Source organism: Citrobacter sp. Cc139 (assembly GCF_030334645.1).
Taxonomy (GTDB): Bacteria; Pseudomonadota; Gammaproteobacteria; order Enterobacterales; family Enterobacteriaceae; genus Citrobacter; species Citrobacter werkmanii.
The window spans coordinates 215,051-236,741 of the sequence record NZ_JAOWDM010000090.1 but is presented as its reverse complement, the minus strand read 5'-3'; the positions used below and the strand labels follow the sequence as shown (position 1 = coordinate 236,741).

Genomic DNA, 21,691 nt, shown 5'->3' with positions numbered 1-21,691 from the left:
TTAAGGCGTTAATTATTTATTTGTTAATTACGAGTTTATTTTTTCAGCTTTCTTGCTGATTACTTCTTGTAGCTCGTCGAGCTTTTCAAAAACGATAGTCAGAGTTCCTATTGCAGATAATTCCTGCGGAATGCAGTCCATCGCATTACAAACCGCCATTTTGCAGTTTCCGGCTTCTGTAGCCCAGTTGTTAAGCACGCCAGATGTTAATCTCTTGCTTGCCCCTGCGGATGAATTATTGGCGCTGGCGTTCCGGGTAATGCTTTCCGGGGGTAGCATGGTGACGTATTCATTAACACCATCCAGAGTTTTCTGCATTGAACGAATAAGGCATGCAATTGCGTTATCGGCTTCTGGCGGAAGCTCGTAGTTACGATAAATAACCTCAAGTAACGAGGTGTTTTCCACAATATCAGCTGCGACACTTTCGAGTATTTCGATGGGAGTTTTCATTTTCTATTCTCCATTGCGTAATCATGAGCAGCCTCGGCGTATTGCTTTGCTAAGCAAAAAATACAATCACCAAGATCCGATTTTTCTTCTATATCGATAACCGAAATAATTAATCCAGTTTCAATCATCGCGGCTATCTGACGAAAAGCGGTTTCCGGTTCGAGGGTGAGGCCTTTGAAGGTTTTCATTTATTTATTCTCCGGCCAATCACAACCAAGTTCGTGGTTCATAACAGAAAGGTTTGCTTTTAACTGGTCGATACAAATTTTTATAAGTGCCGCTGGTCTATATTCAACATCTTTATCAGATTCTACGTATTCAAGCGCGTTGATTACGCGATCAATATTCTTAGCAATATTGTGGATGGTACCGTTCTCGGAAAACATTTGTTCTGCATTCATTTCATTGGCTCCGTTGCCTGTTGATGAAGTAAATTTAGCAAAATGGTAAATCTAGTGCAATCGATAAATGCTAAATTATTTACTTTTTATGTTTATGTATTTGATAAACAAGATGATTAATTTAACTTCATTATGTAGTAGGCGTAAAAAAACCGACCATCGGGTCGGTTGGGGCGGAGTAGGGATAGGTCTTATAAAGTTGGCATTTCATCATTGTCAACATAACGAGTATGCTTAACAATAGCCGAAACAAAATGCATTTTCTCGATGCTATCGGGACTCAGGGTGATAGGTCTATGATCACTATTTACGCTTGAGAACTGATAATCGCCATCGCGAGTTTTACTCATGATTTTGATCATGTTATGCCCATCCTTTGTTCGGACAAAAACTTCATCACCTGTATGAACCTGGGTGTTTGGCTCTATGACGACATACTCTCCAGACTGTATACGAGGCCACATACTGTCTCCCTTTACTTTCAGCCCATAGGCATCCCTATCCGCGCTGTATATTTGTAACCATCCAGCGTGGATTTCTAGCATATCGATCATTCCGTCAATTCCAAGAATCGCTTCCCCTACAACTGGCACCGCTCCTAGTCTGACTGTTCCGACATACTCCAACTCATTTTTAATTCCGTCAGGAGCATTGCGCGGGCTATCCAGCCAACCAAATGGGCGCCCCATGGCCTGTTCAATTTTTCGGGCCATTTTGTCGCCTATGTTCCGACTGTTATTTTCGCCAAGCAATTGACTCAACTGAGCAGGACTTATCCCGCATAGCTCTGCGAAAGCTGCTTTTGTCGTATGAGTGTCGCGTTTTAGGAACTCAACGATGAGCCGCTCAAGGTTTGATTTACGTATGCTTTTTATGTCCATGTCAAAATAATCTCATTATTTAGCAATGTGGTAAATACACAAACTGCTAAATGATTATTGCATTTAATTTAGCAAAAAGCTAAAGTTCGTTCATTGCAAAGGAGACCGTAATGAACAACCAATTACTTGCTTGGCGTAAGTCCTCAACAAAAGAACAGTGGGCTGATCTTGCTAAAAAATCAGGCACATCTTCGGGATATCTAAATCTCATTGCCTATGGCTATCGCAATGCCTCTCCTCGCCTGGCCTTGGCGATCGAAAGCGCATCAAAGTCATTCGTGGATAAGCCCGTTATCACAAAAGAACAGTTGGTTTTCAAGAGCGGAACTGAGGTGTGACATGTCACACGCGAACACATCACCAGATCCGATTAAGTCACTCGATATCGATTATCGCGATCCGCGAGGTGTTGTTGTACATGTCACTGGATGGAATCGGGAAAAACAGCAGGTCTATTTCACCAGACAGGGGTATTCGCATGAATGTATGCAGCCCGTTTGGAAGTTTCAACAGTATTTTCAGAGGGTGGCGGAATGAGTCAATTTTTGCAGCTCGTTGATCGTCCAATAGCCTTTCAGCGGTCATTCGTCCGTCTTGGTGTGGGTATTACCGGCGCATTGTTCCTATCGCAAATTGTGTACTGGCAAAACCGCATGGATGGCCAATGGTTCTACAAGACACAGGCAGACCTTGAAGAGGAAACCGGACTGACTCGTTACGAGCAGGAAGGCGCCCGTAAAAAACTGGTTTCCTGCGGCGTTCTGGAAGAAGCAAAACGAGGAATTCCGGCAAAGCTTTACTTTCGAGTTAACCAGTTGCGCTTGGAAGAATTATTACTCGGAAAAGTTCAGCAAGCAGGTGTGGGGAAAACCCACGAGCAAGGATGCGGAAATTCCGCAAACAGTGATGTGGAAAACCAGCAAGCAGGTGTGGGGAAAACCCACGAGCAGTTACGTGGAAATTCCGCATCCATTCATACAGTAGATTACCAGGAGACTACACAGGAGATTACTACAGAGAATAAATCTCTTGGTGCATCGGCTGCCGCCGACACACCGGAACAGAAAAATAAACATGATTATTCTCCTGCATTCGAAGAGGTCTGGAGCGCTTACCCGAAGCGTCGTGGTGGAAATTCCAAACAGGCTGCATGGAAAGCATGGAACGCCAGATTGAAACAGGGTGTCAAGCCAGAAGCGATGCTGGAGGGGGTTACACGCTACGCGGTATTTATGGCCACCGAAAACAAGATCGGAACTGAGTTCGTCAAACAGGCTTCAACTTTCTTTGGCCCAGATCGCCACTTTGAGGATGAGTGGGCTATTGCAGTGAAGCCACCCGAACAGCAGCAAAGCAGTAGCAGTCAGTCGTGGTACGCAAAGCCAAACGATGGTTCTGCCGAGGTCTTTATTAACCAGGCCGCAATTGACCGCATGAAACGTGGAGCTAACCGCCCATGAAAACAACCCTCAAGCGTGTACTGGTTGCTGGTTATAACTGTGGCTTTCTGCGCGAGGGATTCGTGACGTGGTGCTTTATCAAATTTGATTTACGGAGTGTCTGATGACCCCTGCTGAACTATCAGAAAAACTATGGGATAACGCCGATCGCGTCGCTAAATTTCTCCTTCCGAAAGGACATCTGGAGGGGAAAGAGTGGTGTGCTGGCAATACGAATGGCGACTCAGGCAAAAGCCTCAAGGTCAATATCGGCGGTAAAAAGTCATGGGCTGACTTTGCCAGCGGTGACAGCGGTGACCTGCTGGATCTCTGGGTTCTGGTGCGTAACTGTCAGTTGCATGACGCCATGCGAGAAGCGAAAGAGTTTCTTGGCCTGAAAGACGACGACCATCACTTCGAAGCGAAGAAAAAAACGTTCTCTCGCCCGACGAAGAAGGGCGTTAAATCGGCCAGCAAATGCTACGACTACCTTGCTTCGCGTGGCATTACCCGTGAAACAGCCGATCGTTTTAAAGTGACAGACGCGGTGGTCTGGTACCACGAAGAAAACCGCGAGGTGCCTGCCGTGGCATTCCCGTACATTCGGAACGGAGAACTGCTGCAGGTAAAACGTATTGGTACCGAGCGGCCAAACGGCAAAAAGCTGATCATGGCTGAATCTGATTGTGAACCATGTCTGTTTGGCTGGCAGGCCCTGGATAAAAACACCAGGCTGGTAGTGCTATGCGAGGGTGAGATTGACTGCATGACCTTCACGCAGCTCGGTTATGATGCCCTGTCTGTTCCGTTTGGCGGCGGTAAGGGTGCCAAACAGCAGTGGATTGAATACGAGTTCCACAATCTCGATCGCTTCCAGGAGATTTGGCTGTGCCTGGACAATGATGACGTAGGTCGTGAAGCTGCAAAAGAAATCGCCAGACGCCTTGGAGAGCACCGTTGTCGCATGGTTGAACTTCCGCACAAAGATATCAACGATTGCCTGATGAACGGTATGGACAGCGAATCCATTCTGGAATACATGGAGCGAGCTAAATTCTTCGATCCCGATGAGCTTTGCTCTGCAGGGGATTTACTTCAGGAAACTATCGAGGCATTCGAACATCGGGATACCGGCCTGTTTACAAGCCCATGGACTTCGCTGAACAACAACTTTAAGTTCCGTGCCGGCGAGCTGACCCTTGTCAATGGCGTTAATGGGCATGGCAAAACAGAGTTCGTTGGACATATTGCGATTGATGCGATGAGTCAGGGCGTCAGGACCTGTATAGCCTCTCTGGAGCTTAAACCAGGCAAAATGCTTGCCCGTCTCACGCGGCAAACCATCTGTACTTCCTCACCGAAGCGTGAAGAAATCATTATGACCAACGAATGGTTTTCTGACCGACTTTGGGTATTCAAGCTCACCGGAACGGCCAAAGCAGACCGGCTTCTTGAGATTTTTGCCTATGCCCGGCGACGTTATGGCATTGAGCTTTTCGTCATAGATAACTTGGCTAAATGTGGGTTAGATGAAGAAGACTACACAGGGCAGAAGGACTTCATCGATACGTTGTGCGACTTTAAGAACGAGCATAACTGTCACGTCCTGCTGGTTACCCATGCCAGAAAAACAAACGACTCCGCTCCAACCGGAAAGATGGACGTAAAGGGCACCGGTGCTTTAACGGATATGCCCGACAACGTGATGGCCGTCTGGCGTAACATTCCACGCGAGCTGGCGCAGAGAAAAGCGGATCGTATGGGGTATGAGAGCCTCGACAAAGACGAACAAGCCGCGATCAATCTTCCCGCCTCAATGATTCGTTTGTTGAAGCAACGAGAAGGTGAAGGATGGATCGGCGATATCGGAGCTAACTTTGACTCTCGCTCTCACCAGTTCCTGGAAGGCGAGAAAAAACCATTTAACTACTTGGTCGGTAAGCCGCAAAGCGAGCTTGATCTCGAGTGGGAAGCCACCAACGTAACGAGGGTTTGATATATGGAACTGGAAGCATCACTCAAACATTTCAGCCCTCAGGGAATGCATATCAGCGACGACGTGAAAGGAACCTCTCCGGATCGTATCACCGGCACCGATGTTATGGCTGCTATTGGTACCACCAGCAGCCGGGCGCGATTCGGTCTGGCTGCTTTCTTCGGTAAAGCGGGGATCAGCAAGACGGATGAACAACTGGCGGCGCAGGCGCTGGCGCAGTTTGCTATCAAAAACGCCCCAAAGAATGTCCGCAAAGCCGCTGGTGATGCTCTTGGAGCATGTATGCTGACGCTGGCGCAGTTTGCCTTTGCTGAGTATTCCCGTTCTGCTGCAACCAGCGTGACATGTCACTGTTGCAGCGGTAGCGGACTTATTGAGGTGAGTGAGGACGTGGTTAAGTATCCAGGACTCTACAACATCGATGGTGACGAGATTGTTACGCCAAAAATAGAACGTGAACAGGTTAAGCGTCTTTGCACCGCCTGTAACGGTAAAGGTGAGCTGCTGGCCCGATGCCGTTGCGGCGGCAAAGGTGAGGTGCTCGACCGCAAAGCCACAGGCGAGCGTGGCGCGCCGGTGTTTAAAACCTGCGAGCGCTGCAGCGGAAACGGATTTTCTGGGGTGCCGTCTACTGCAGCCTATAAAGCGATACTGAAGCGAGTCCCGGATCTGCACGTCAGAACATGGACCCGTAACTGGAAACCGTTTCTGGAGGTGCTTGTCAATGTCTGCCACAGGGAAGAACAAAAAGCAGACTCGGCGTTTCAGGACGCAACGAGCTTTCGTGACGATGTGAGCAAAATTTAGCATATTAGCGACTTTAAGCTTGATTTTGTCCGAACTTGTCGTGTATGCTTCAAATCGTAGGTTATTGCGCCTGCACGAAATCAAACCCGCCTCCGAGCGGGTTTTTTTATGGACGTAACAGGAAAGAGCATTGGGCTTATGGGCGTTCTACGTCGAGGGCCACCCTTCGGGGGAAAGAGTGACGATAACCCGTCACAGTAGGCTCAGTGCTCTCTCCGTTACGGTTAATTGCAGTCCTCAGAGACAAGCCGAAGATAAGCATCGGCAACCGTAACCAATTACTCCCGAACCAGGTCAACACGAATGAATACATTCATCATTTGTGCATCCGGCCCGTCTCTCAATAAATCAGATTGCGAACTGATCTCCGGATCGGGGCTGCCGGTTATTGCTGTTAACTCCACCTGGCGAGCCGTGCCTGATTGTGAATACATTTACGCTGGTGATCTGTGCTGGTGGGATGCAAACATCAATGTTCTGCCGTCTTCAGCCTCTCGCTGGACCTGTAATTATCGGGCTCATAAACGCTATGGGCTAAACCTGTTTGATACAGACACCCGGTGGGCCTTTAACTCCGGGCAACGCTCGATTCTGTTTGCTGCCAGTCTGGGGGCGAAAAACATAATCCTGTTAGGGTTTGACTGCTCCATTAATGGCGGCAGTCACTGGCATGGTGATCACGTCGGGCTGGATAACCCTACAGCAGAGAACGTTACGCGATGGCGCGGGGAGTTTGCCAATACCGCCAGAGCGCTGGCTGGTGAGGTTAATATTATCAACAGTAGCCGCCAGACAGCGCTTAAGTGCTTTCGGCGTATCGACCTCAATGAGGCTTTACGCGGTTTGATGTGAGTTCCTCACATCGACTATTTCCTCGGAATTAAATTTCCCATTCCATCACAAACAGCGCCATCCGAACTATCGGAGGTGAGGCCTATGAAAATGCCATACAAACAAGATTTCATCGCTGCGCTACTTGCCGCCAAGGAGCAGGGTATTGGTGCAATGCTGGCTTTCATCATGGCGTACCTGCGCGGTCGCTATAACGGCGGTGCAGTAACAAAAACGCTAATTGACGCACTGATGTGCGCGATGATTGCCTGGTTCGTTCGCGACCTTCTGGACTTTATCGGGCTTAGCAGCAATCTCGCTTACATAGCCAGCGTCTTTATTGGATACATCGGCACCGATTCGATCGGCAATCTGATTAAAAAATTCGCAACCAAAAAGGTGGGGGTTAACGATGCAAACCAGTCCTGAAGGCATTGCACTGATAAAAAAATACGAAGGTTGTCGATTGACTGCCTATCCAGACCCAGGGACAGGTGGTGCGCCGTGGACGATTGGCTATGGCTGGACTCATCCGGTAGACGGCAAACCCGTAAGCCCGGGAATGACGATTGACCAGGCCACTGCTGATCGTCTGCTAAAAATAGGACTGGTGAGTTATGAAAACGACGTGCTGAAGTTAGTCAGGGTGAAACTGACGCAAGGCCAGTTTGATGCGCTGGTATCGTTCGCTTACAACGTTGGCTCGCGTGCTCTTTCAACATCCACGTTGCTGAAGAGGTTGAACGGTGGCGATATCAAAGGTGCTGCTGATGAGTTCCTGCGCTGGAACAAGGCGGGCGGGAAGGTTATGCCGGGGCTCACGAATCGCCGCAAGGCTGAGCGTGATGTGTTCCTGTCATGAGAGGCATCCTTGAAAGATACTGGAAGCTGCCGGCGCTGATGGCGATAGTTATCGTTGTCGCCGTGCTGTGTGTCCTGCTGGCAAACAGCCGCTCTTACGTCGCTACGCTGAAGAGTGATAATGACGTTCTGCGAAGTGATAACACCCTTCAGGGGACGGTTATCGCTGCACAGGCTTTCAACTTCAACCGGTTTAACCAGGTTGCCGAAAACGCCAGCCGACTAAACTCGCTGATTGATGCGAGCTCCGATAAAACCGTTATCGAGTATCGGGAGATCCTCCGCCGTGAAAAAACCTGTGATCTGCCTGTTCCTGCTGATGTCGCTGGTGGGCTGCTCAGCTACGCGAACAGTTTACGTGCCAGCGCAATGCACACCGATTCCGGGAACGCTGACGCAACCGGTGATAGCACCACTACCACCAGCGCGCTGACTTATTGCCAGGCTGTTCTCTGGATCAAGCCGCTGCTGGCCACTATAGAAAAAGCGAATAACCAGCTGGCTGGAGTTCGTGAAATTGAAAGTAGCAGAAAAGAGTCACAATTGGAGAATTTAGGCAGCTCATCGCATTGAAATTTAAAATTAGTCACCAATATAAGAAGTACCATGATAGGCATGGTTTATATGGAGATTAAACATGTTTGAGAATTACGTTTACGCTACAAAAGAAGAGCGCAACCGTGGTGAGATTGTTAAAGCAGCATTAGAAATTATCAAAGCGTCAGTATCAGCTTCTTCCAGTTACACAGGAAGGGACAAGCTTGAAAAGGACATCAAGTTTGCTGTAGCAAATATTGAGTCACTGGCAGACGCTATTGAAAATGCGATGAAAGACAAGTGAGTACAACCGCCTTCGGGCGGTTTTTTATTGCCATCATAATGGGTAGACCCATCATAATGGCGTAGAATTCATCAGAGGTAATCTGTATGGCATCGCTTAAACTATCCCTAGATGCCAATGGACAATCAAAATATTACGTCCACTGGAAGGATGATAAATCCGGTCATGGGCGCCGCCGCATCTTTAAGAATATTGATGATGCCGCACATCTTTTCTGGCAAAAACAGAATATCGAGCTGGATTGTCGAACCGCCAGCTGGACCGGAATAGACCATTCCTGGACTTTCCGAAAGTTAATTCTGTTTTATCTGGGGTATCAGGCCGGCAAGCTGGAAAAAAATATCATACGGCTGTCGTCATATACGAAATGCCGTCACGATCTTCTCGCTGTAGACGGGCCGATACTGGAAAAAAATATTCTCCATATTAGCCATCGCGATATCGTTGATTCGGTTCGCACCGGCTGCCATCGCTGGATTCGTTCGGCTTTCTTCCTGCTGGTGGAAAAGCGGCTCATCACTTTTAACCCTGTTGACCGTCCCGCGCGCCGGAAGCGTCGGCCCATCACCATACCACCATCATCATCGGTCAGGGAGTTACTGAATAACGCGCCAGTTCGTGAGCGTATCGCGTGCTGGCTCGGGATTTGTGGCCTGCGCATCGGTGAGGCTTTGGCGGTTACTTATAACGACGTGTCAGCCGACTGGATCGACATCCGGGGGCATGTTGTTGACGGCGTTATACATGAGGGGCTGAAAAGAGGAGTGGAGCGCCGGGTACGGATGCCGCGTGAGCTTTTCGCGTTGCTGGATAAAAATAAGCTTGGTTCCTCTGAGCCTCTTATCTGCAATCAGTTTACCGGCGCATGCCTCGCTACCAGCTACGGCACTCAGGGAGTTCTCGTCAGAACCCTGAACGACTATGGCATTAAGCGATTCCATCATCTTCGCCACTTTGCTGTATCTCGCCTGGCAAACAAAGGCGTCGATATTCTGAAGGTTTCCCGACTTATTGGGCATTCGAACATCAAAACCACAATGGACGTTTACGGTCACCTTTTCGGTGAAGTGGTGGAGATGGATTTGGACGACTGAGTTATCCACATAGTGGAAATATTAGGGCGATCCACTATCTCCCCATTCTGCGCGGCCTCCGGGCATCAAATCGCAGTTTTCCCGAAAAAAAGGATATGCCGCATTTTTACCCCCTCTGATATGCCGCACTTGGCACCAGAGAGGACGCGGTCTGCAAGCCAGAATTTGCCGCGTGATACGCCGCACCCGGATCGGCAAAATTGGATTTTGAACAAAAAATAATCACATTGACTTAGGCGGAAGTATGGCTCCTAAAAAAAGCTTCAGAAAAGCCTACGTCGGTATCGTTATGGACATGGCATTAGCCCGTAGCAAAATCAGCAATCGGATGGTTGCTCAGCGCTTAGGTGTGGACGAGACGACGATCCGTCGCTGGCGTAAAGAGAATATCGAGTTTGAGCGCGCTTTCACTGAGGCTCGCGAAGCTCTCAGAGAGAAAATAAACCGCGTCGCCGGTAAGAGCCTGGACGTTCGTAAACGGAAGGTTGTCACCACATCGCCGGATGGTGTGAAAACCACGATTGAAGATGTGCTGCCCACGCACAACGATATTGCTGTTTTTTCAAAAGTGCTCGGTCTTGGTACCAGCGTCTATAGCGAGGAAGAACGTCAGCGTGATGTGCTTCGCGAGGTGATGAAACACAAGGTGGCCGGGAAATACTCCGCGCTGGAGGCGGCGCAGCTACTTGAGGCTGAGGGGATTAAGGTTCCGCCTACTCTGCTTATGGAGCTGGGAGCACCGAAAATTTTCGAATCGTTCACCAATATGGACGAGGCTGCCAAAGCCGAAGCGGCGAACCTGACCCCGCAGGAAGCGGCAGATATCTACAAAAAATACATGGGCTGAAAAATGCAAAAACAGGCGTTTCGAACTAAAAAAACGCTATGCACTTTTTGACCCGTTTTATGCACGTTTTATTCATCCCGATTTGACCACTTTTCTGTTCAAAACAGAGGCTTCACGCCGTTTGCGTGATGGGTGCTGTTGCGCCAGTGCGGGTAACGACCATTATGTTAAATCGGGGCGTTTTTGAGGAATTTTTCTGTGCCGATCCCGTTCCCCTTTGACTTCCGCAAACCGGACTATACCGCCGTGTTTGAGTGGAGAATGGAGAGGCTGGAGCGGATCAGGAAAGCGCCTGAAATGCTTCCGGCACTCCGTGAGTTTTACCGCACTAACCCGGCCCAGTTCATCATCGACTGGGGCATGACGACAGACCCGCGTAACCTCGATTATGGCCTGCCTGCGACTATCCCGTTTTTGCTGTTCCCCCGCCAGGAGGAATGGATTAACTGGATCATGGACAGGCGCGCCAGTCTTGAGCATGGACTGACAGAAAAAAGCCGCGAAATGGGGCTGAGCTGGACCTCTATCGGTCTGGCCTGTTCGCTTTGCCTGTTCAACAAAGAAATGGTGATCGGGTTCGGTTCCCGTAAAGAGGAATATGTCGACAGTACCGGCGACCCGAAAGCACTGTTCTGGAAAGCGCGTAAGTTTGTCGAGCTGCTGCCGGTAGAGTTTCGCGGTTCATGGAGTGACAAAAAACATGCGCCTTACATGCGCGTGGAGTTCCCGGAAACGGGCGCGGTCATTAAGGGAGAGGCTGGCGATAACATTGGCCGTGGTGACCGTACCACGCTTTATTTCGTGGATGAATCGGCATTCCTTAAACGGCCATTACTCATCGACGCTGCGCTCTCTCAGACAACCCGCTGCCGTATAGACCTCTCATCCGTCAACGGCATGAATAACCCTTTTGCCCGTAAGCGCCACAGCGGAAATATCCCGGTGTTTACGTTCCACTGGCGCAGCGACCCGCGCAAGGATGATGAGTGGTACCGCAACGAATGTCTGAAAATTGATGATCCAATTATCGTTGCTCAGGAACTGGACCTGAACTACAGCGCATCCACGGAGGGGATTCTCATTCCTTCTGAATGGGTGCAGGCTGCCGTCGACGCGCATATCAAACTGGGTATTCAGCCCAGCGGCCAGCGCCTCGGCGCAATGGATATCGCAGACGAAGGGAAAGACAAAAACGGCTTTTCCTGCCGCTATGGCTTTCTTCTGCAGAACGTTCACGAATGGTCTGGCATCGGAAGCGACATCTACGCCTCTGTCGTTAAATCGTTTGGGTATTGTGACGATTACGGCCTGGATGAGTTCCGTTTCGATGAGGACGGTCTGGGCGCCGGTGCGCGTGGAGATGCTCGCGTGATAAACGAGCTCAGGCAGGCTGAAGGCCGGGGAACAATCACAGCTACGCCATTCCGTGGTAGCGGTAGCGTATTCGATCCTGAAGATGAAGCCGTTCCAGGCGATAACGGTAAAGCGGCACGCCTGAATAAAGACTTCTTCGCGAACGCGAAAGCACAGAGCTGGTGGCATCTTCGCAAGCTGTTTCGTAACACCTTCCGTGCGCTGAACGGGATGGAATACAACCCCGACGAAATCATTTCGATAAGCAGCGAGATAGAAAATATTGACCGCCTGCTGATGGAGCTTTCACAGCCTACGTGGTCGAAAAACGCCGTGGGTAAAATCCTCGTGGATAAACAGCCGGAAGGTACAAAATCTCCGAACCTCGCCGACGCCGTGATGATTAACTACGCGCCGATGGATTCCTCTCTTGATAATTGGGCCAAACTGGCCGGAGCGTGACATGTCCCGTAAGAAACGCCAGAACGGCGCACAAAAGCCCGTTGCGACAGCTGACGGGTACAACAATTTCACGGCCAAACTTGGTAGCGACACCAGAAACATACAGACGGGCGGAATGTACATGCCCGGGTACATCAGCCGTAACAGGGTGATGCTGGAGTTTGCGTATCGTTCATCGTTCCTCGTGGGGGCCGGTGTGGATGCTATGGCCGATGATATGACCCGCAAGGGCATTAACATCAGCTCAAAGCTGAAACCCGGCCAAAAGGGCAAACTCGAAACCTTCTGGGATGAGCTCGCTATATGGGATGGGCTTAACGATAACCTCAAATGGTCACGATTGTACGGTGGCGCGGTGCTGGTGGTTCTGCTTGAAGGGCAGGATATGTCCTCCCCGCTAAAACTGGATCGTATCAAAGAGGGGCAGTTTAAGGGCGTGATGAGCCTTGACCGCTGGATGGTTAACCCGAGTTATTACGATCTCGTTACCGATTACGGTCCCGATTTTGGGAAACCGAAATATTACAAGGTAATCACGAACCAGCAGGGGATTCCCCCCTGGAAGATCCACCATAGCCGCGTTATCCGCATGGAGGGCGATACGCTACCTTTCCAGCAGGCCCAGACGGAAAACGGCTGGGGGATGTCTGTTGTGGAGCGTATTTTCGAGCGTATCGAGGCGTTCGACACTGCGACGGTTGGCACCACACAGTTGATCCACAAAGCGCATCTGCGGACATACAGCATTGCTGAACTTCGAAAAATACTTGCTGCAGGCGGCGACCTCGAAAAAGCGCTGATGAAGCACATGGACATGATCCGACAGTTTCAGACCATCGAAGGTATGACCATCATGGACGCTGCGGACAAGTTCGAAACGCACAGCTACACGTTTGCGGGTATCGCTGATGTCCTTCTGCGCTTTGCTGAGCAGGTTTCCGGCGCGACGGGAATTCCTCTCGTTCGTCTGTTCGGGCAGTCACCTGCAGGTTTCAACACTGGCGACGGCGATCTGGAAAACTACTACAGCCGGGTTAACTCGCTGCAGGAGAGACGCTTACGCCGACATATCCGTTGGCTGCTCGATATCTCCTGGCGCTCTCTATTCGGTGAACCACTGCCTGACGATTTTACTTTCGAGTTTAACAAGCTCTGGGAGATGTCAGACGTGGACCGTGCAACGATGGCGAACAATGTGGTTACTGCACTTGGTACCGCTGTTCGTGACCTTGGGATGCCACCTGCAGCAGCGCTTAACGACCTCAGGAACATTTCTGATGTGATTGGCATCGGTGGTTCTATCACTGACGAGGACATAGAAGATGCGAAGGCCCAGTGGGAGGAGGATGAACCTGAAACCATCCCTCCGCCGCCGTTCGGAGATCCAGTATCGAAAAAGCCTGTTGGCGATAGCAAACCAGATAGGGCAGATCGTCGATGGTACCTACGATGGTTCACCGGCCAGCGCTGACAGCATTTCGAAAACGCTGGTGGACTATTCCGAGGTAATCAGCGACTGGGCAGAGCAGGTCGGGCGAAGGATGTTTGCCCAGGTCGAGCAGGAGGAATGGAATCAGTGGAAATCGGTATCAGAGGAAATCGGCGCTGGCCTGCGCGATGTGGTGGGTAATACCCCCGTCGGGCAGGTGGCGCAGGATATCGTGTACCGCCAGATTCAGCTGATGAAGTCCCTGCCGCTGGAAGCAGCCGATCGCGTGATGGACATACAACAGCGCGCAATGCAGGCGGTTATCACTGGTGAACGTCCGGACGAGCTCTACGAGATGATCATGGCCTCCGGTGACGTGGCCGCCAGCAGGGCGCAGCTGATTGCCCGTACAGAGATTGGACGAGCTACCGGCGCGCTGACGCAGGCCAGAGCCCTTTCGGTTGGATCAGAGGGCTACTGGTGGCGTATCGAGGGGGCAGGAACGCGCGATTCTCACCGCAAGATGAAAGATAAATTTGTGCGCTGGGATAACCCGCCGACGCTGGACGGTATGACCGGACACGCCGGATGTTTGCCGAACTGCAAATGCTGGCCTGAAGTACAGATTCCTGCACCGAGAAAATGAAAAATACGGCTTTGAGCATTCATTTCATGCGAACTGCAATACCCGCGAAATGTTATGAAAATGTTGTATTCGAAAAGACCGATTTTCAGCCCAGTTAATCGCTACTTTTACGGCTTTAAGGGGACATTTTAATCGAGTCCATTTTCGTCGGTGCGGGTAAGAACTCTTATGTTAAATAGCCCGTTATTTTGAACATTTTTCCCATCTCACAAGGTCGCCACTGAGCGGCCTTTTTGTTGCCCGTAATCGAGCAGGTAACCCATGAAATATTTCTTCACTACACGCCTGGGCGAAACGCGTTATCTGCAGGCGGATGGCTCACTGCTGTGTAAAGACGTACCGATCGCACGTACAGGAACGCAGGTCTACTTACCCGAAGAAATCGACCTCGAGCCTGACGCCAGCGGCACAGTGACGGTCTGGCGAACGGAAGATGAAGTGTTTTCCCCGGAAACGATGGCGAGCTTTGAGGGCGTGGCCGTCACGCTGGGGCATCCAGAGGATAGTCTGGGCAACATCGTATTCGTTAACCCATCTAACTTTGCTGAGCTGGCGCACGGACATATTCAGAACGTCCGACGCGGCACCGGCGATAAATCGGATCTGCTCATTGCTGACGTGCTGATTAAACGGCAGGAAGCAATCGACGCGGTGAATTCTGGCCTGACCGATGTCAGTTGCGGCTATGACGCGCAGTACAAGCAACTGGCACCCGGCAAGGGCAAGCAATACCAAATCACAGGTAACCACCTCGCTGTCGGCATTGACCGGGGGCGTGCTGGTGGCCGCTGTGCAATCGGGGATTCCATCCCATCAACAACAAAGGAGAAGCCTGTAATGTCATGGCTTAAAAAACTGGCTCAGGCCATTAAGACGAAAGATGAGGATGCACTGGCAAAACTCATCGATGAAGCGCCGGATATGCCGTCTGATGGCATGGCTTCAATCCCCGGTGTAACTATCAACATGAATGCTCCAGCGCAGTCTACCGCACTTCCTGAGGCGAATCGCTCCACTACGGACGAAGGCGATCCGAATAAAGAGAAAACAGGCGATGAAGAAATCCCAGCCTGGGCGAAAGCATTGCTGGTTCGTCTGGAAAAGCTGGAGGGTAAAACCACCGATGGCGATCCAGACCCGGGCAACATGACCACCGACGAAGACGAAGAAGAAAACCGCAAAGTGACGGGTGACGCAGCCTTTAAGCGCAACCTGATCGCTGATGCGGAAATTATCTGCCCTGGCTTCCAGCCTGCTGGCGATAAGAGCCTGAAACGTCAGGTGCTGAATCACGCAATGCGCACCGGTGACAGCCTGAAATCGTTCGGCGTGGATGATTTCTATAAAGCGCCAAAGGCTACGGTCGACGCGGTGTTTACTGCCGCTGTAGCGCTGCATAAGGCGAAGAACCACCTTGCACCGCTAAATAGTGGTACTCACACCACCGACCGGGCAACCAGCACAAAGCACCTTTCCCCGGCAGAACTGAACAAGCTCAACGCCGATTTCTGGGCAAAAAACAAATAAGGTAAATCATCATGGCAGGTACTGCATATTTAACGCGGATGCCCCTGGGCATTGCCGGGGGCGTTACCCGTCCTCGTGATCTCACCATTGAGCCGGTCACCCTGGACCACTCGAAGCAGTTCGCGTCCTACGGACTGGCTGGTAAATACGTGAACGATAAATTCGTTCCTCTGGAGTCCGGCGACACTATCGGCAAAGTGAAAGGGATTCTGGTCCGTCCGTTCCCGATTACTTCTGCGCTTGACCTGGCTTACATCGGCGTGACCGCTAATCAGGTGGGCGACAACCTTAAACGCGGTTACATCTGCGTAACTGCTACTGCAGGCAACGCGACGACTGCGAAGAAAGGCGATCCGGTATACGTTCGCGTGGCTGGTGGCACCACTCAAAGCCCGGTTGGCTCTTTTGTTTTGTCTCCAGACTCCACCGCATCAAATACACCTCAGCTGACAAATGCAGAGGTCATGGGGCCGGGTGAAGCCGACGGCCGTATTGAAATCGCTTATAACATCTGAGGGAATAATTAATGTTTACAGTTGACAGAGCGACCATCGACTCCACCGGCGCGTTTCTCGTCGGAGAGCTGGAGCGCATGGATCAGACGCTGAACATGCCACTGACCTCCGTTAAGTGGTCCCGCGACATGCCACTGCGTAGCGATATTTCTATCGCTGATGAAGTGTCATCTTTCACGAACACCGATTTCGTCGGCGTTGGTGGTCCTAACCCTAACGGTAAAAACTGGATTGGTAAGAAATCCACCGCCGTTCCTGGTATTGAACTCGATATTCAGCCGACCCGTAACAACCTCACCCCGTGGGGACAGGAAATCGGATGGACGGTGCTGGAGCTGGCCTCCGCGCAAAAACTGGGCCGTCCTGTTGATGTCCAGAAATACGAAGGCATGAAGCTGAAGTGGGCAATGGATACCGACGAACAGGTTTACATCGGTGATACCGAACTGGGCGTTCGTGGCCTGCTGAACTTGCCGGATGTTACCCCGGTTGCTGCAGCTGCAGCGTGGACCGCCACCACCGATCCTGATGTCATTGTTCAGGATATCAACCTTGTGCTGTCTGATGGCTGGGTTCGTTCTGGTTATGCGGTCTGCCCGGCGAAAATCGGTCTGGCGCCGGAGTTGTTCGGCTTGCTGGCGAGCAAAAAGGTTTCCTCTGCGGGGAATATCTCTGTACTGGAATACGTGAAGATTAACACCATCGCGTTCCAGGAAAATGGGACACCACTGGAAATCGTCTCCATGAAGTGGGCCTCCAGGCGTGGCGCTGGTGGCGCGCATCGTATCGTTGCTTACACCCAGGACGAAAAATACGTTCGCTTCCCGATGGTTCCTCTGCTGAACACGCCGCTGGAGTATCGCGGCCTGCAGCAGTTGACCACTTACTACGGCAAGCTGGGCCAGGTGGAAACCCCGTATTCCAATACGATCTCTTACCTGGACGTTCCGGCGTCTTAACCTGAAACAGGCGGGGAAACCCGCCTTTTTTGTGGAGCATAAACATGAAATACGTTGTTTCCGGTGGCGCTACTCTCAGCTTTGCTGACGGTTCTAAATTCGAGCTGTCTCAGGGCATCCACGACAGTTCATCTTTCCCGAAAGAAGTCAAAGACCACTGGGCCTTTAAAGCCTATGCGCGCCCGATTGATGAGTCCGACCTGGCGAACGAGCAGAGCACTGAAGACCTGACCGCGAGCCTTGTTCTCCTGGCAGAAGAAAATAACACCCTAAAAGCGCAACTGGCGGCGCATGAAAAGACCATCACCGATCAGGGTAATGAAATTACGGATCTGAAAGCGCAACTGGCGGCCGCTCAGGCGGCATCTGCCGGTAATGCTGATGCCACGGACAAAGCCGATACCACCGGTGGGGACGCTAAAAATGCCAAAAAACAGCAGGCTTCCAACTAACGAGCAGTTCCGCACCGACTTTCCCGAGTTCGCCGATACCACCCGCTACCCTGACCCCTCAGTGAATTTCTATTTGGGGCAGGCAGACACAATCCTGAATCAGGACGTACAGGGCGATCAGTTCGTTTACCTGGCCGAACTATTCACCGCTCACTATACGGAGCTGCGCGGCCGTACGCTGGCCGCCGCTGCTGCTGGTGGAGTGAACAGCAACGGCGCTGCAGGTGTCGTGTCCTCTAAATCAGTGGATAAGGTTTCAGTGAGCTATGACGTGTCCGGGGTAATCAATCCGGATGCAGGTTTCTGGAACAGTACCGCTTACGGGCGCGAGTTCTACTGGTGGTGGTCCATGTTCGGCGCTGGCGGCAGACAACTGCTATGAAAAGCGGGTTAACTGTTCGTGCTGATAATGCCGTGTCTGTTCTGGAATCCCTCAGACAGTTATCCGGAATGGATGTACTGGTGGGAATACCAGAGGATAAGGCAGGGCGTGAGGATGGCTCACCAATTAATAACGCGGAACTGGGCTACCTCCACTCAACGGGCGCAACGGTGGAAATCGACGGTACGACAGTCACGCTTCCCCCGCGTCCTTTTCTGGAAATGGGGATTGAGGACTCAAAACCACGAACAACTGCGCACCTCAAAGCAGCGGCAACCGCCGCGCTGGAGGGACAGACTGAAGCCGCAATGCGTGAGCTGGAGAGCGCCGGGCAGATTGCCCGTGATGCTGCAAAAGCTGTTATCGGTGCTGGCGACCGACTGCATCCTCTTTCTGAGAAAACCCTCGAACGCAGACGTTCTGAGGGCATTCCCGGCGACAAGCCGCTGTATGCCCACGGTTACCTGTTGCGCTCAATTAACTACGTCGTGAGGAAAAAATAATGCCTCTTCTCGATGTGAGCGATGTTCTTCTCGATCCCGATTTCATGGACACCAGTCTGGTGTGTCACCGGCAGGTTCAGACGGTGGATGAGGACAATTTCGCGAAAAACACAGCTCAGGATATCCCATTCTCTGGCGTGGTAACGGTTGACCGTTCTCTGGAAGCCAGGCGAATGGCGGCAGGCCAGAACATCAGCGGTGCGATCCTCATCGTGACGCAGTTCAGGTTAACTCAGGGCCAGCCCGGTACAGACAGCACCCCGCGACTTGATGCCGATATCGTGACCTATAACGGACGCGACTATCGCGTGACGTTCGTCGACCCGTACACCAGTTACGGCGCCGGATTCGTCCAGGCACATTGTGAGCTGGTGGATTTTAACGGAGGGACACCAGTTGAGTAACGACAGCACCGTACGCGGGTATCTGACGCCTGTCGGGGATAGCCCACAGTATGACGAGGCGCTGGAGCGAGAAATTAGCCGGTGGATTCGTGGTGTTTCTGGCCTGCCGGCCTCTCTGGTTTTCCCCCGATGGACCGACCCGCAGCCGCAGATCCCCAACAACGGGGTGACGTGGTGCGGTTTCGGTATCACTACCGTTCCGCAGCCGTTAAGCCAGTCTGATGTTCAGGTGTCGGAAGAACAGTCCGAGCAATGGATATGGGAGCAGGTCACAGTGATTTGCTGCTTCTATGGCCCTCAGGGAGCCAGCACAGCATCCACTTTCCGCGCGGGGATATTCGTCGAGCAGAACAACGCCGAGTTGAATCGCTCGGGGCTTTCGCTGGTGGAGGCCGGGACTATCTACAACCTGCCAGAGCTCATTAATAACCAGTGGGTGAGGCGCTACGACCTCACCATAACGCTGTCCCGCAAAAACATTCGTACCTACAACGTCCGGACGCTGCAAGATGCGCCCGTCTCATTTTTCGGAGACTAAATTATGCCGCAGGGATTACCTGTATCTAACGTCGTTAATGTCGACGTGATCATTGGGCCGCGTGCCGCTACTGGTCGAAACTTTGGTTCGCTGCTCATTCTCGGGAGCTCAACGGTTATTCCGGTGAGTGAGCGCCTTCGTCTTTATTCCTCGGTAGAGGATATTGGTTCTGATTTTGGCGTGGACAGTCCGGAATATGAGGCTGCTACCGTGTATTTCTCCCAGTCGCCGAAGCCTCAGCAGGTGTACGTGGGCCGCTGGGCGAAAACGCTGGTATCGGCTGAAAGCGGTTCAACGGAAACACTGCTGCAGGCTGTGAACGCCGTACTGAATTACACGAGTTGGTATGGCCTTGCCGTTGCTGATGATGACGATATCGACGACGCTGACTGGCTGAGCGTGGCCGCCGCGATCGAGTCTTCCAGTCTCAGCCGAATTCTGGCGATTACCACGGCAGATCCTCAGACGGTAAACGCGACCTCTACTACCGACCTGGCTTATAAGCTGAAGGCGGCAAAATACAGCCGTACGTTTGTGCAGTATTCCACCAGCAGCAAGTACGCCGCGCTGTCTGCGTTTGGCCGTGCGTTTACTGTGAATTTCAACGGCAGTAACACGACCATTACTCTGAAATTCAAGCAGGAGCCGGGTATCACCTACGAGACTCTGGATCTCAGCCAGGCTAAGGCGCTGGATGCCAAAAACTGTAACGTTTACGTGTATTACGAGAACGATACAGCAATCCTTCAGCAGGGCGTCATGTCCAGCGGCGATTTCTTTGATGAGCGCCACGGGCTCGATTGGCTGCAGAACTACGTCCAGACCAACCTGTATAACCTGCTCTACACCAGCACAACCAAAGTCCCACAGACTGATGCGGGTGTTACGCGCCTCCTTTCTAACGTTGAGAAATCAATGGATCAGTCTGTCAAAAACGGACTGGTGGCTGCCGGTGTATGGAATGGTGGACCGATTGGGCAACTGGATTCCGGCGACACTCTGACAAAAGGCTATTACGTCTACGCGCAGCCGATTTCCGAGCAGGCGCAGGCAGACCGTGAAGCACGTAAGGCACCGGTTATTCAGGTGGCCTGTAAGCTGGCGGGTGCGGTTCATTTCGCTGATGTGCAGATCAACGTCGTTCGCTAAGGAGAACATGAATGGCTACTTATTCTTTTATGGACGTCACGGCGTCCCTCTCCGGCCCGACTGGCGAGATTGACCTGGGCTACGGTTCCGCCAGTTCAGAGGAGGGGATCACCGTTGCAATGGGCGGCCCCAAAAACACCATGACCATCGGTGCTGACGGCGAAGTGATGCACAGCCTGCACGCGGACAAAAGCGGCACGGTAACCGTCAACCTTCTTAAGACCTCGCCGACAAACAAAAAGCTGTCGCTGGCGTACAACGCGCAGAGTCAGTCCTCAGGCACCTGGGGAAACAACGTCATTGTGATCCGAAACAAGGTGAGCGGAGACATCATCACGGCGCGCAGCGTGGCGTTCCAGAAACAGCCGGATAACGCCAACGCTAAAGCCGGTAATACGATGCCCTGGGTGTTTGACTGCGGCAAAATCGACCAGGTACTCGGAGAGTTTTAACAGATGGAATGCTCAATCAAAGGCCACGATTACCGCGTGGCAAAACTCAGCGTTTTTGACCAGCTGAAAGTGGCCCGTAAGCTGCTGCCTGTGCTGGCGGGCATGATGTCAGATTTCGGGAGCATTCGCTCCCTGCTGCCTGCCGACGGCAAAATCGACACCGTAAAATTCGAACAGTTGAAACCGGTGTTTGAAACCCTGCTTCCACGTATCGCTGAGGAACTGTCTTCCCTGACTGAAGAAGACACCAACGCGATTATTCATCCTTGCCTTGCTGTTGTGTCACGTAAGCACATGGACGGATGGACGCCAGTATTTAACAGCGGGCAGTTGATGTTCGACGATATCGACCTGTTGACCATGCTCCAGCTGGTGGCGCGGGTGGTCGCCGATTCGCTGGGAAATTTTTTGCCCGTGAACCCTACCAGCGCGACGCCGGAGCAGCCTCAGGGCTAACCCTCAACAGCCT

30 protein-coding genes are annotated in these 21,691 nt (G+C 51.7%); 26 read left to right on the top strand and 4 right to left on the bottom strand.

The genetic code is table 11. From position 1 onward, the window contains the following. Nucleotides 1-27: 27 nt before the first annotated feature. The 4 genes from OGV69_RS17415 to OGV69_RS17400 form a co-directional block, all read right to left on the bottom strand. A complete protein-coding gene (locus OGV69_RS17415) occupies nt 28-453 on the bottom strand; it encodes a hypothetical protein (RefSeq protein ID WP_286469433.1) in 426 nt (141 codons plus the stop codon). Further along, on the bottom strand, nt 450-641 hold the full coding sequence (locus OGV69_RS17410) for a hypothetical protein (protein WP_286469432.1): 192 nt from the start codon (nt 639-641) through the stop codon (nt 450-452). The genes OGV69_RS17415 and OGV69_RS17410 overlap by 4 nt, the downstream gene beginning before the upstream one ends. Further along, a complete protein-coding gene (locus tag OGV69_RS17405) occupies nt 642-854 on the bottom strand; it encodes a hypothetical protein (protein ID WP_286469431.1) in 213 nt (70 codons plus the stop codon). It lies immediately after the preceding gene. A gap of 191 nt (nt 855-1,045) precedes the next feature. Beyond that, nucleotides 1,046-1,735, bottom strand: a complete 690-nt coding sequence (locus tag OGV69_RS17400) for a LexA family transcriptional regulator (protein ID WP_286469430.1) — start codon at nt 1,733-1,735, stop codon at nt 1,046-1,048. A 110-nt stretch (nt 1,736-1,845) separates the two neighbouring features. On the opposite strand from OGV69_RS17400, the gene OGV69_RS17395 reads away from it, so the two are divergent. The 26 genes from OGV69_RS17395 (at nt 1,846) to OGV69_RS17270 (ending at nt 21,678) form a co-directional block, all read left to right on the top strand. Beyond that, nucleotides 1,846-2,073, top strand: a complete 228-nt coding sequence (locus tag OGV69_RS17395; protein WP_047500072.1) for a hypothetical protein — start codon at nt 1,846-1,848, stop codon at nt 2,071-2,073. Then, on the top strand, nt 1,964-2,272 hold the full coding sequence (locus OGV69_RS25375; protein WP_502873887.1) for a DUF4222 domain-containing protein: 309 nt from the start codon (nt 1,964-1,966) through the stop codon (nt 2,270-2,272). Before OGV69_RS17395 ends, OGV69_RS25375 begins: the two co-directional genes overlap by 110 nt. Then, nucleotides 2,218-3,195 (top strand): LvrA C-terminal domain-related protein, encoded by a 978-nt coding sequence (locus tag OGV69_RS17385; protein ID WP_286469428.1) that lies wholly within the window; start codon nt 2,218-2,220, stop codon nt 3,193-3,195. Before OGV69_RS25375 ends, OGV69_RS17385 begins: the two co-directional genes overlap by 55 nt. Before the next feature lie 103 nt (nt 3,196-3,298). Continuing rightward, on the top strand, nt 3,299-5,170 hold the full coding sequence (locus OGV69_RS17380) for a toprim domain-containing protein (protein ID WP_286469427.1): 1,872 nt from the start codon (nt 3,299-3,301) through the stop codon (nt 5,168-5,170). A 3-nt stretch (nt 5,171-5,173) separates the two neighbouring features. Further along, nucleotides 5,174-5,977 carry an antitermination protein Q gene (locus OGV69_RS17375; RefSeq protein ID WP_286469426.1) on the top strand — a complete coding sequence of 268 codons (804 nt, stop codon included), beginning with the start codon at nt 5,174-5,176 and terminating at the stop codon, nt 5,975-5,977. 303 nt (nt 5,978-6,280) lie between these two features. Beyond that, nucleotides 6,281-6,829 (top strand): hypothetical protein, encoded by a 549-nt coding sequence (locus OGV69_RS17370; RefSeq protein WP_286469425.1) that lies wholly within the window; start codon nt 6,281-6,283, stop codon nt 6,827-6,829. Nucleotides 6,830-6,913: 84 nt separating this feature from the next. Continuing rightward, nucleotides 6,914-7,237: a phage holin, lambda family gene (locus OGV69_RS17365; RefSeq protein WP_191238680.1), complete on the top strand. Its 324-nt coding sequence runs from the start codon at nt 6,914-6,916 to the stop codon at nt 7,235-7,237. Further along, complete coding sequence (locus OGV69_RS17360) at nt 7,221-7,670, top strand: lysozyme (protein ID WP_191238679.1); 450 nt, start codon at nt 7,221-7,223, stop codon at nt 7,668-7,670. The genes OGV69_RS17365 and OGV69_RS17360 overlap by 17 nt, the downstream gene beginning before the upstream one ends. Further along, entirely contained in the window at nt 7,667-8,242 is a 576-nt protein-coding gene (locus OGV69_RS17355) for a hypothetical protein (RefSeq protein ID WP_191238678.1), read from the top strand. The genes OGV69_RS17360 and OGV69_RS17355 overlap by 4 nt, the downstream gene beginning before the upstream one ends. Before the next feature lie 64 nt (nt 8,243-8,306). Further along, complete coding sequence (locus OGV69_RS17350) at nt 8,307-8,510, top strand: hypothetical protein (protein ID WP_191238677.1); 204 nt, start codon at nt 8,307-8,309, stop codon at nt 8,508-8,510. A gap of 86 nt (nt 8,511-8,596) precedes the next feature. Then, entirely contained in the window at nt 8,597-9,604 is a 1,008-nt protein-coding gene (locus tag OGV69_RS17345; protein WP_191238676.1) for a tyrosine-type recombinase/integrase, read from the top strand. Between the two features lie 244 nt (nt 9,605-9,848). Then, nucleotides 9,849-10,451, top strand: a complete 603-nt coding sequence (locus OGV69_RS17340) for a hypothetical protein (RefSeq protein WP_048214539.1) — start codon at nt 9,849-9,851, stop codon at nt 10,449-10,451. A gap of 198 nt (nt 10,452-10,649) precedes the next feature. Further along, on the top strand, nt 10,650-12,266 hold the full coding sequence (locus tag OGV69_RS17335; protein ID WP_191238675.1) for a TerL protein: 1,617 nt from the start codon (nt 10,650-10,652) through the stop codon (nt 12,264-12,266). A 1-nt stretch (nt 12,267) separates the two neighbouring features. Beyond that, on the top strand, nt 12,268-13,737 hold the full coding sequence (locus OGV69_RS17330) for a DUF1073 domain-containing protein (RefSeq protein WP_172751141.1): 1,470 nt from the start codon (nt 12,268-12,270) through the stop codon (nt 13,735-13,737). Nucleotides 13,738-13,807: 70 nt separating this feature from the next. Continuing rightward, nucleotides 13,808-14,341 carry a phage head morphogenesis protein gene (locus OGV69_RS17325; protein ID WP_032629703.1) on the top strand — a complete coding sequence of 178 codons (534 nt, stop codon included), beginning with the start codon at nt 13,808-13,810 and terminating at the stop codon, nt 14,339-14,341. Nucleotides 14,342-14,602: 261 nt separating this feature from the next. After that, nucleotides 14,603-15,868 carry a DUF2213 domain-containing protein gene (locus tag OGV69_RS17320; RefSeq protein WP_061549010.1) on the top strand — a complete coding sequence of 422 codons (1,266 nt, stop codon included), beginning with the start codon at nt 14,603-14,605 and terminating at the stop codon, nt 15,866-15,868. Between the two features lie 11 nt (nt 15,869-15,879). Next, nucleotides 15,880-16,383: a structural cement protein Gp24 gene (locus OGV69_RS17315; RefSeq protein ID WP_044702725.1), complete on the top strand. Its 504-nt coding sequence runs from the start codon at nt 15,880-15,882 to the stop codon at nt 16,381-16,383. Between the two features lie 11 nt (nt 16,384-16,394). Continuing rightward, nucleotides 16,395-17,342, top strand: a complete 948-nt coding sequence (locus OGV69_RS17310) for a DUF2184 domain-containing protein (RefSeq protein WP_286469424.1) — start codon at nt 16,395-16,397, stop codon at nt 17,340-17,342. A 44-nt stretch (nt 17,343-17,386) separates the two neighbouring features. Then, entirely contained in the window at nt 17,387-17,794 is a 408-nt protein-coding gene (locus OGV69_RS17305) for an STY1053 family phage-associated protein (protein WP_044702727.1), read from the top strand. Continuing rightward, nucleotides 17,766-18,176, top strand: coding sequence for a DUF4054 domain-containing protein (locus OGV69_RS17300; RefSeq protein ID WP_239043404.1), 411 nt, complete (start codon nt 17,766-17,768; stop codon nt 18,174-18,176). The genes OGV69_RS17305 and OGV69_RS17300 overlap by 29 nt, the downstream gene beginning before the upstream one ends. Next, entirely contained in the window at nt 18,173-18,679 is a 507-nt protein-coding gene (locus OGV69_RS17295) for a hypothetical protein (RefSeq protein ID WP_239043387.1), read from the top strand. The genes OGV69_RS17300 and OGV69_RS17295 overlap by 4 nt, the downstream gene beginning before the upstream one ends. Further along, complete coding sequence (locus tag OGV69_RS17290) at nt 18,679-19,083, top strand: head-tail adaptor (protein WP_275390053.1); 405 nt, start codon at nt 18,679-18,681, stop codon at nt 19,081-19,083. The genes OGV69_RS17295 and OGV69_RS17290 overlap by 1 nt, the downstream gene beginning before the upstream one ends. After that, entirely contained in the window at nt 19,076-19,621 is a 546-nt protein-coding gene (locus OGV69_RS17285; protein ID WP_048236530.1) for a phage neck terminator protein, read from the top strand. Before OGV69_RS17290 ends, OGV69_RS17285 begins: the two co-directional genes overlap by 8 nt. A 3-nt stretch (nt 19,622-19,624) precedes the next feature. After that, nucleotides 19,625-20,770, top strand: a complete 1,146-nt coding sequence (locus OGV69_RS17280; RefSeq protein ID WP_191238671.1) for a DUF3383 family protein — start codon at nt 19,625-19,627, stop codon at nt 20,768-20,770. A gap of 11 nt (nt 20,771-20,781) precedes the next feature. After that, a complete protein-coding gene (locus OGV69_RS17275) occupies nt 20,782-21,222 on the top strand; it encodes a DUF3277 family protein (protein ID WP_000257260.1) in 441 nt (146 codons plus the stop codon). Between the two features lie 3 nt (nt 21,223-21,225). Then, complete coding sequence (locus OGV69_RS17270) at nt 21,226-21,678, top strand: phage tail assembly chaperone (RefSeq protein WP_191238670.1); 453 nt, start codon at nt 21,226-21,228, stop codon at nt 21,676-21,678. Nucleotides 21,679-21,691: the final 13 nt, after the last annotated feature.